Below are 10,595 nucleotides of genomic sequence, written 5' to 3'. Positions count from 1 at the left end.
TGGGCCCATACAGCTTCCAGCTCTCAAGATCGGGTTGCTGTGATCCGGTTAATATTAAGATATAATTGTCTTATTATCAAGAACTAGGATGAAGCTCTGAAGGTCTCGGAGGGCGCTGGTGCCTGGGAAAAACGAGGGGTTCCGGCATTCCGTTGTTACAGTAAGACTATTTATTTATCGCCATATCTTCCACGAAGGAGAAGCCGCTGATGATGACTCCCACCGAATCCGCATTCACGATCTGGACGACCTGATGGGTGCCGTTATCGGCGACCCAGACGTGGCCGTACTCGATGTCGGCGATCATGGTATGGGGTGCCATGAAGGGGTATGAGGTCAGGAAGGGCAGTGGCTGGGCGGTGGGCACATCCTCCTCATCGAAGTACTCGATGGTGGTCCCGTCGCCGGAGTTCAGCATCCAGACCAGTCCGACGATGGTGGCCACGACGTCAATGGGTTTGGCATCATCGGGGAGTATAACGGGGGTATCCCGACGATAATTGCCGGTGAGGCTATTGTAGGTCAGGCGTTCGATCTGGTTATCCTCGGTATCGGCGATGTAGAGGGTGGCATCCTCTTCATTACGTATAAAGAGGCTGGACGGGCTATTGAAATTTCCTTCGAAGATAGTGGCGTTGGCCGCTGTAAGTGAATCCGGGGGATCGGCCAGTATTTCCTCAGCATAGAGCAGGATGATGCGGTCGCCCTCGCCGATGTCGGCCAGCCATACGTCGTTCCGGCTCTGGTTAATGGCAATGGCGATCGGGTGGCGCAGGCCTTTGATTTGCATGACCTCGCTATTGGTGAAGGTGTTGATCACCGTCAGCCGCGGTTCCTCGGAATCGACGCTTATCGCCCACAAGGTGCCGGTGTCGCGATGGATGGCGAGGTCGATGACGTTGGGAATGTTGGAGTAGGTGTATACTTCCCGCCCCAGGGCGTCCAGTTTGACGACTTCGCCGGCTTCACGGTCAGCCACATAATAGTTGGGCACATGCTGGATATAGTTAACAACGGCCACGGGCTCTTCGAAGGAGTGCGGCGATGTGAGCACCTTCGCCCCGCGGGAGGTGTATTTTGAAAGGGTCTGCTGGTCACTGTCGACGATCCAGACGGTACCGTATTCCGAGTAGACCAGGATTTTGAGTGTATCTCTCGAGGTATACCCTTGTTCATCAGCCACTTCGGCGATGAGATCGTAGGTGCGCGAGATGGTTTCCGCCGGGGGGGCCTCCCAGGTGGCGGTATTATCCTCCGGCTGCCGGGCAGCGAAACTACCCACCCCGTAGGGCGAGGTATAAAAGTTGAAGGTGATATCTTCGCCGTCGGGATCGTATGCGGTGCAGGCCAGCTCGACGGAGCCGGCGAAGTAGACGTACGGGCTACTGCTGGTAAAATCGGTGATCAAAGGTATATCATTGCCCACTGAAAGCACGACCTGGGCGGAGTCAATGCCACCGGCCTTGCGGTCGTCGGCGACTGCCGTGACCACCACCTTCTGAACTTCCAAGGGGGCGGTCCACCTGACGGACTCCCCTCTTTTCTTGGAGAAATCACCTGCCGTGGCGGACCAGGTGATCAGTACTTCATCTTCGTCCAGGTCGGTTACAACGGCGGTAAAAGTCTGGGTGGAACCGGTAAGGGGGGATTCGTCTTCCACGATGATGTCGATGCTGGGCGGAGTATTCACCAGTTCGCAGCCCATAAAACCGACCAGCAGCACACACGTCGCTGCCAGTAGGCGGTTGGTATTCCTATTCACAACTCAAACCTCCAAAAATGGCCGTCTTCAGGATCCGTAGATGGGTCAGCTTATGATACGATCTCTCGGCCATTTGCTTACATTTGCCTGTATTGCTCCGCCAGGGCGGAGATGATAACTGCCAGCACTTCCTCGAAAAGGCTGTAGCTCGTGGTGCCGATGACCCAGGTGGTAGGATCAGCGGGATCAATGGCATCGTAGGGTGGGCCCACTATCAAGGGTTGGATTGCCTGCCAGGCCTGGATGTATGCGGTGGTGAAAAACCGGGCCTGGGCTTGAATGACGAGCAGATCCTGCCAGTCGATTTGGGGGCGGTAGGTGAACACATAGCTGGAATCCGCCGCCAGGACCAGGCCAGCCACGGAATCGGCTTCGGCGTAGAGCTGCTGGTTCAGATTGGCCACGGCCAAGCCGCACCAGGCGTCGTGCTGCCAGCTGGCACTGGTGGCGCCTACTTCCAACGCTGCGATAATGGCTGACAGGTTCGGATCGCCCAACAGGAGCATACACCACCCCAGGCCCACGTTTGCGGCGACATTGGTGGAATCCAGGGCGAGGGCTTCGGAAAATTCCTCCAGCGCGGCGGTGAAATCGCCCTTCTGGAAGAGCTCCCAGCCGGTTTCGTTGAAGGCATCGATCCGCTCCTTTTTTGTGGGTCCTTTCCCTCCACAAGCTCCTAGAGCCAGTGCGAGCGCCAGCGTCAGCATAATGTTGATGAATCTCATTTCAGCAGTGTCACCTTCCGTGTCATGGCGGTGCCTCTCACGGTCTCCAGGCGAATAATGTAGGCCCCGGAGGGCACCAGCCGGCCGCGGTTATCAATGCCCTGCCAGTGAAACACGTGCACGCCGGGTCCAAGAGGTTGCCTGGGGGAAGCGAACACTTCCCGCCCCAGGAGGTTGTAGACCACGATTCGACCCTGGTCTTCCTGTCGCAGCATGAAGCGCACCTGAAGGGTCGCATTGAAGGGATTGGGGTAGCAGAACAGTTCAGCCCCCGGTAAGGGAGCTTCATGGGCGGGAGTGTCAGAGTGGGCAAGTATGACATCCTGGCCCAGCAGGACAGCCGCTTCGAACTGCCCGGGTCCGCTGGTGTAAGTATCGATCTTCAGCAGCTTATCCCCCGCGACCTGGTAAAATGAATAGTAGGGGTCGGTGTCCTGGGGCTGGTCATAGGTGAGCGTGACCAGGAGGGGCTCAGGAAGATTGGTGTCCAGGGAATAGACTTTGGGCGGTGCCTGAGGGCTATCCTCAGTGTCGCCCTTGCCACCGGCGAGTTCAGCCATTTGCCCGCTGATAGACTCCAGGGCGGATTCTTCCGTCAGGATCAGGAGTCTGCCATTGACGATGGAAGCCTGGGGATAGGAGACGGTCACCCTGCTGTCCGGGCTGGCGAAAATGTCCCCCATTGCCTTTGAAAAGGCCACCGAGAGGGGCAGGGATAGATTGAGAGCGTTATTGTAATCATCAATTAATTCGGCCTTAAGCTGATACACACCGGGGTATTGGAAGCGGTAGGGGGCGATCCAGGTCAGTGTACCCGGTAGACTGTCCTGTTGGGTGAAGGCCAGGGGCACTTCCCGGGCGTTGTAGATGCACTTGGTTTTGATGCGGGCGGTGGTACTGTCGCCCACGAGGACGAAGTGGATCCACTTGTCGGCCGCCGGGTTGAAAAAGTAGGTAAGCCCGCCTTCGGGAGGGGTGACATCGATAATGGCACTTACGATAACCCGCAGGCGTACCATGGCGGTGTTGCCTGAGGGATCGGTGGCGTAAAAGGTGATCCAGCTTTCAGTGGCATATCCTGACGCCTGGATGGTGAGCTGCGTCGTGGCGGGGTCGTAGATCACCGTGATGCGTGGATTGGGATTAAAATAGGTGATGGTAAGGGAGCTCAAGGGCGTATCCCGATCCGAGAGGTAGTCCTGCAAGAAAAGGTCGGAAAAGGTCTGGTTCACGTACATGGAGATAGTTGGTATCGGAGCCCAGACGGGGGAATAGGAGTCCTTGACAAGGACTTGAACGGTATCGGAGTAGGAGACCTGCCCCTGATTGTCTTCGGCGGAGAAGAAGAGCCAGGTATCATATACATCCAATGCGGGCACCGAGATGCGGGCCAGATGGGAGACCGAGTCGATAGCCAGATTTAGGGGGGTGCCGGGGTCAGGATTGACGAAGCCGGAGAAGATGAGCTGGTCACGGGGGGTAAAATCGTCCTTGCAGACCTCGGTTAGGGTGAGCAGGTCGATGGTATCGGGATAGACGATTTCCACGCTGGCTGGCAGCGGCTGCCACAGGGGCGGGCCATCCACGCGGGGTATCACCCTCACCACCAGGACGCTGGTGTCGCTGTAGGCGTCGGGATTGGTAGCGATGAAGGTGATGGAATCGTAGCCGAAGAAGAAGGGATCGGTCACGAGGGTCAGCACATGATCGGCCCCGATCTGGACGGCCTCGAGGCTGTCCCCGCCGGAATAGCTCCAGGTAATGTTCTCGGGATCATAAATGGGATCCAGCACGTAGTCATCAAGGTCCAGCACTTCCGTAATAGTATCCCGGTAGACGACCACGGTATCCAGGGGAAAGATGAAGGGGCTGAAACTGGAGAAGACTTTCAGGCGGGTAGTATCGGTGTCGGTGTTGTTGTCATCATCCTCCACTGTCAGGATGAGCAGGTCGGCGGCGTCGTATCCGGTGGGAGTGTTGAAGATCGCTCTCTGGGAAAGCTGGTCATAGGTGATGGAGACCTGCGGATCAGGTACTCCGGAGATGAAATCTACTACTTCAAAGGACCAGGTCATCAATGAATCGGGGGTATCGTTGTCGCTTACCAGTTCATTGAGGCTCAGGGTATCTGGCACGCTAGCCAGTATTTTGATATCCGGCAGGGGTCCGATCTCCGGCGGCCAGGAGCGGATACTGACCACCAGTGTGTCGCTACCCTGGGCGCCGAGACTATCGGTAGCAGTTAGTACCAGATTGATGTCTTTGAAGGGGCTGTAGTCAGCGGCCAGCAGCTCGAGCCGGTCATTGTCAGGCGGCAGCAGGGTGGTGCTCAGGTTGGTGGGATCAGGATTACTTACTGACCAGGTAAGCTGGAGATTATCCACATCCGAGACGAACGGCCTCAAATCGAGGGTATCGGGGAAGCTCCGGTGGATCACCACCGTATCTCCTAGAACAGAAAAATCGACTACCGGTGCGTCGTTCACACTGTTGACGACGGCTGTTAGTAGGGTATCAAAGCCCGGTCCCAGGGTGTCCTGAATGAATAAGCGGATATCACTACTGCCAAACCAGTGCGGATCAGCCGTAAAGACGGCTTCTTCGGCGATGGGATCCCAGCGGATGTATATCGGGGACTCCGGCTGAATCCACAAGTTGATCCCCGAACCGGAATCGTCAGGGTCAGTGAAGAGGTCCGCCTTGGGCACGGTCAGGCTGTCGTCTTCATCGAATTGGATGGGGATGCTCAGGGGCCCGACCACCGGCGGATAGTCGACATATACCCGCAAAGCCTGCGAATCGGAATACAGCCCATCCGGCACATCCAGATCGATGGTGAGGTCTATAATGCCATGGGCGGTGGGATTGGTGGTAATAATGAGGGAGTCGCCGATCATATTGAAGGACGTTCCAGGCGGGAGGGGAGTGCTGGCGGTGACATTCCAGATGGCATCGGCAGGGCTGTAAAGGCTGCTTTTGAAGTGATCTTCCAGGGGGATAATCAGCGGTAAGCCCGGTGCCAACACGGTATCCGGAATGGGGGGGTATATTGCAAGTCCGGCGATCAGTATAGCGAGATCATGGAGATTTCCTCTGGGGAAATATTTGGCATCGCCGAACTCGGGGTGGTACTTTGTTTCCCGGCTGCCGCCGCCAGGCACAACGTAGTCTATGTCAAATCTGATATAAGCCAGATTGGAAGTATCAGCGGGGAAATCCATCACCACCATGTCGAAGAAGGCGGCTGTGCCGGCCTTACGAAAGGTACGCCGAGGGGCGCCGGGGGCAGTCTGGTGGATAAAGTCCATCTGGAATCCCGGGATGCCGTTGAGCATATCGGACTTACCCCAGATATCACCGTGCGTGTCGTTTACCTGAGGGCTGTTGTCCCAGATCAATTGATTGGTCTCTCGGAAAGGCCGGTAATAAACGGTGTCTCCCAGGGTATCGGTTGTAAATAATGGCTTGAAGATGGAAGGGTCTACCGTAAGAAATATGTCGTAGCCGGTGAGTCGTTCGCCGGCGGGATTGACATAGACCAGAAATGTGACCGTATCCCCCTTGGCGATGAGGGTCTCGCCGGTGGCGGTTCTTATGCTGGCGCTAATCTGGTCAGGTTGGGCATGAGCGCTGGTGAGAACTCCCCCCAGCCCCATACTCACGAAGAGAGACAGCAGATAACAGCTAAGCGAGTTATTCTTCATGCGCTTGTTATAATTGCAAACGCTGTGCCAACCATTTAAATGGTTCCCTTATCAGCAAGATACATAAGGGTCGCTTAGCCAAACAACAGGTGTTTTTATCCCTCCCGATAGGCACGTGGCCCTGGAGCCATATACCCCAGGGCCACATGCGGATTAGAATCTGCAGTACGTTGCCGTACTTCCTTTTTATTGCAGCAAGATCATCTTCTTGGTATCGATCACCTTGTTGTCCACAACGAGGCGATAGAAGTACATGCCAGAAGTTACCTTGCGTCCCAGGTTGTCCCGGCTGTTCCAGGCAACTTGGTAGCTACCCGGTTCCATCGTACCGGATACCAGGGTACAAACTTCCTGTCCCAGGAGGTTGTACACCGCCAGTCTCACGTAACCGGCATCAGGTAGGCCGAAGCGGATGGAAGTCGTCGGGTTGAAGGGGTTGGGGTAGTTCTGGTTTAAGCTGTACTCGACCGGTACCAATTCCATTTCGCTGCCGATGATGGCCTTGGTCAGCTTGAGGTTCCTATCGGCCAGGATTACCTCAGCGATCGCAGGATCAGCTGGATGGGCAACCATTGGCTTCAGGACGAAGCTTACAAGTTCCAGCTCTTCGAGAGTAACCGCATTAGCACCGAGAATGGCGCTTGCGAATCTGGCGTTGGGACCATCAAACCGGCTGAGATTGATGGTCGGGGTGTGAGCCAGCAGCAGGTCACTTACGCTCACCACCTCCCAATCCTTGGAAGGAATGAACATCTTGATGGCATAGCCTTGCAGGCTCGCCAACGCCTTGGCGCTAACCACGAAGGTAATACCCTCGGCTGTTTCATCAGCACGAGCCAACCATACGACGGCATCCTCGTTAGTCCCGTCCAGTATCGGACTAACCTTATAGAAGATACCCTCGCCATCCTCGCCATAGTTCTTCGATGCCATGATGAGATCGTTTATATCGACCTCACCGCTGCCATCGATGTCGGCGTACGCGTTCCAGTTGGCAGAACCGGAAGAGGCGCCGAAGGCATCAGAGATAGCGTCGGTATCGTCGGAGGTAACCCGGTTATCGGGCAACGAGGGCGTCTCGTCATCGCCGTCATCATCGAATCCGGCGGCATCACCACCGAAGAGCTTGTTGCCACCGGTGAAGTGGAGAGTTTTACTCTCAAGGCCGGCAATGCTGATATTCTCATAGATCACATCCAGATAGCCGGACTTGTGAACCTTCACATCATATTCACCGGTAGGCAGCCCACTGAGGGTATAGCTTCCGACGGTGCCAAGGGTTACCTGGACGCCGTCCGAACCGTCGGCATCGCCGTTGGCCGACAGGAAGGCACTATTCGTAATCGGGGTCAGGGAGCCGGTAGGTGTCACAATAAAGGACACTTCCTCGCCCTGATCATCCGTGATGCCTTCCACGTCGGTAAAGCCGCTGATACTGCCGAGCTGCCCGACCTTCAGCAGTAGCGCTACCGGCGGGATAGACGTGCTCTGGGGTGATCCATCCAGATCATAGAGATTGGTCTCTCGCGGGTCCTCAGTGCTGAAGATAACCTCCAGGTCCTCGAATGGCTGGGAGGGATAACTGGTCAGGGCCACCTGGAACTCTGCGATTTTGGTCAGGGCTGCCAGGGGGATGCCGGTATCTCTCCGGTTGAGGAAATTCAGCTGGTAGGTACTGCCGCTTGTGGACAGGGTGTTAATCAGCACAGCCCCACCGAAGGTGCCGGCGTCATCAAACGGCTGGATGCCAGCGGTGGCGGCATCCTGGTCGATGATGCTGAACAGGCTGGCATTCGGAATGTCCAGGAAGATGCGGATCATGGCAGGATTTTCGGCTGAGGGATCATCCTTAGCATAGACCGCGAAGGTGAGGGTATCGTCGGTGACGATGACCGACTTCTGCGGCCAGACTTCGATATTGTACTCCGTGGTAGTCTCACCGGTCAGGTAGACCATACCGGGGGCCTGAACGGCCGCTTCCGTGGACATGGTACCATCGCTGGTGAAGAAGTAGTACACGTAGTAATTCCCTGCTGACGGGGCCGCAGCGTCGGCTGTCGCGGTGTAGTCGCTAATATCGATGATGGTCGAGCTGACACCATCGGCGGCCAGTGCATCCGCGCCGGTAGTGGGCAGATCACCTGCGTTGCTGCCCAGGAGCCAGATGAAGTCCGCTGTCTGGTAGGTGGCGGTCACCCAGGTGTCGTAGGAAGCGCTGCCCGGGTTGTCGGCGCCCTCCTTGGCCAGAACCGCCTGGACTCTCACATTGGCAGAGGTGATGCCTGGATCGACGTTAAAGCCCTCCCAGCGGAGTTCGAACTGGTCATTGCCGCCCAACTCCACCGGCGGACCGGCGTAAGGCGTGACAGCCCGCAGGTAGTCATCATTGGTGATGTTAACGGGCATATCATCTTCTTTACCGCTGAGAAAGCCGGTAGCGGAAGGCTGGCCATCAGTATTCAGCTGAACCACGATGGGGTCAGTACCATGGGCCATTACCGCATAGATATTCCAATTGAGGGTCTGGTCCAGCCCTGCGGCCCGCACATCCCATTCATAGCGGTTGTCTTCCCGATCATCGGCGTTGTCTACAAGGCTTGCGATCAGGTATCCATTGCCAGCATCCACGGCGGTTTGCAGAGCTGCCGTACTCAGGGGGTTGGCCCCGATAATCGTGGCGTGATCCCCGGTAAGGGCGGTTGCGTCAACCGCATACAGCTTGATAGTAGCCGTTCCCTCGGCATCCAGGTCGGTATCACCGTCGATATTGTCGGTACCGGCCGGGGAATTACCCCAACTGACGATCAGGTAACGGCTGGTGGCGGAATTGAACGGCAATTCCGGTGTAACATCATCGTAGAAGGGGTAGTAGGGATGGAAGGCGAAATACGAGTAGTGCTGTACGGTAACATCTACGGCTGCCGGCACGTTGTCGTCAACCACCCGCACCGTCTGATGCTTGAGGTCGTTGAGTACAACGTAGAAGTAGAAAATGCCAGCATCTTCGTAATCGGCGCTGCTGGTGAAGGTATTGAACCGTTTATAACCGGTAGCACCTTCTTCCCGCAGCGTGTCGGTATGGATCTGCTCTCCATCACCGAGACCAGTAACCCAGAGTGAACCACCGCCGATATCGCTGGTCGTAACGTCATCCACGTCCAGGGTCGCTACGTCGGCTTTGAAGACGTGGACATAGGCATTATCATCCACATCCTCAACATCCCAGTAGATGTCGACATAATTCTGGTTGGTCGTCGGATTGAAGAGGCCGTTGGTGCCGATAGTACCGCCCGATTCTAGGGTAAAGGAAGCCAACAAACCATCGGTCCCACCCGGATCCCAGACACCGTTCCAGGTGTCATCGTAGCCCAGTCCGGTCCCGTCCGGTAACAAGTAATCGGAGAAGACGGGATAATGGCGCACCTCGATGGTGTCACTCCGGCCCAGGGCCCAGTCGCCGGTGATATCGGAAGTCACATAGAAGAACCAGTCATCTTCCGGTAGCAACCGGTAGGCGGCCACATAGCCTGTCTGGGAAGCACCAGTATTGAAGTCCTGGGTATCAAAGCTAGGCGGCCATTCCTTGGGATCCAGAGTAGCCGTTGGGTCGTAATCAACCACTCGCTCGGCGTCGGCTTCGGTGATCTTCGCCAGCGAACCATTGGTCGAGGCCCAGAGGTAGAACTTCACATCATTGGCGTCGGTAGCGTCAAAAATATTAGCGGAAGTTGCTGCCCAGCTGGCGATGTTGGCACTGACCACCTTTTGGGCGGCATCAACATCTACGACCAGATTCGGCAGGAGTGTTCCATCGACGACCGTGCTGGGACCTGGCAAGGTGGCATGGCTTGGATCAGGGTGATACTTACCCCGGTTATCGGTTTCCAGACGCCCGTCACCGCCCGTATCCTCGAAGTAGTTATCATCCCAATCAAGGAGCGATAGCTGGTCCTCATAGGTAACGGTGAGGGTGTGGGTTTCACCTTCGGCTGCGATGGCGTTAGCATCGAGGAAGGTGAGGATGTAGTTATCACTGCCCACCGAGGGCGTCTCTTCAGACTCGACAGGAATTACGATAATGAGCTTTTCAGTCGCTGCGATGGCAACAGCAGTGCCAACGTCGATAACGATTATGTTGGCATCCGTTTGGGCCGCATCGACAGCGAAGGTAGGATTAAGGACCGTGTTCCAGTTCAGGGACACTTCATCGTCGTAATTGCCGTCATTATCAATGTCCGCAATCGAAAGATCGGCCGGTATATCCACCTGCAAGAAATCGGCAACAGCAGGAGTGTGGCCGGCGAACTCGATCTCGATCGTCTGGACAAATACTTGATTCCCGTCGGAGCCGTTGGCGTATGCGCCCTTCGGCACCTGCGTGGGAATAAGCGTTTTGCTATTCAA

4 protein-coding genes are annotated in these 10,595 nt (G+C 56.2%); all 4 read right to left on the bottom strand.

Annotated elements, in window-relative coordinates; all coding sequences use genetic code 11:
- Nucleotides 1-166: 166 nt before the first annotated feature.
- Nucleotides 167-1,762 carry a hypothetical protein gene (locus tag ACETWG_13560; GenBank protein ID MFB0517610.1) on the bottom strand — a complete coding sequence of 532 codons (1,596 nt, stop codon included), beginning with the start codon at nt 1,760-1,762 and terminating at the stop codon, nt 167-169.
- Nucleotides 1,763-1,839: 77 nt separating this feature from the next.
- Complete coding sequence (locus ACETWG_13555) at nt 1,840-2,487, bottom strand: tetratricopeptide repeat protein (GenBank protein MFB0517609.1); 648 nt, start codon at nt 2,485-2,487, stop codon at nt 1,840-1,842.
- The gene (locus ACETWG_13550; GenBank protein ID MFB0517608.1) at nt 2,484-6,191 is read right to left on the bottom strand and encodes a T9SS type A sorting domain-containing protein; all 3,708 of its coding nucleotides are present in this window, start codon (nt 6,189-6,191) and stop codon (nt 2,484-2,486) included. The genes ACETWG_13555 and ACETWG_13550 overlap by 4 nt, the downstream gene beginning before the upstream one ends.
- A gap of 186 nt (nt 6,192-6,377) precedes the next feature.
- The gene (locus ACETWG_13545) at nt 6,378-10,565 is read right to left on the bottom strand and encodes a T9SS type A sorting domain-containing protein (protein ID MFB0517607.1); all 4,188 of its coding nucleotides are present in this window, start codon (nt 10,563-10,565) and stop codon (nt 6,378-6,380) included.
- Nucleotides 10,566-10,595: the final 30 nt, after the last annotated feature.

The organism is Candidatus Neomarinimicrobiota bacterium (genome assembly GCA_041862535.1).
Taxonomy (GTDB): Bacteria; Fidelibacterota; Marinisomatia; order SCGC-AAA003-L08; family TS1B11.
Note: the sequence above shows the minus strand (reverse complement) of the source record. Positions and strands in the feature narration are given on the sequence as shown.

What these genes read in the sequence shown, in the direction of transcription:
- ACETWG_13555 (MFB0517609.1), bottom strand. Translation starts at nt 2,487, where the DNA reads ATGAGATTCATCAACATTATGCTGACGCTGGCGCTCGCACTGGCTCTA.
- ACETWG_13550 (MFB0517608.1), bottom strand. Translation starts at nt 6,191, where the DNA reads ATGAAGAATAACTCGCTTAGCTGTTATCTGCTGTCTCTCTTCGTGAGT.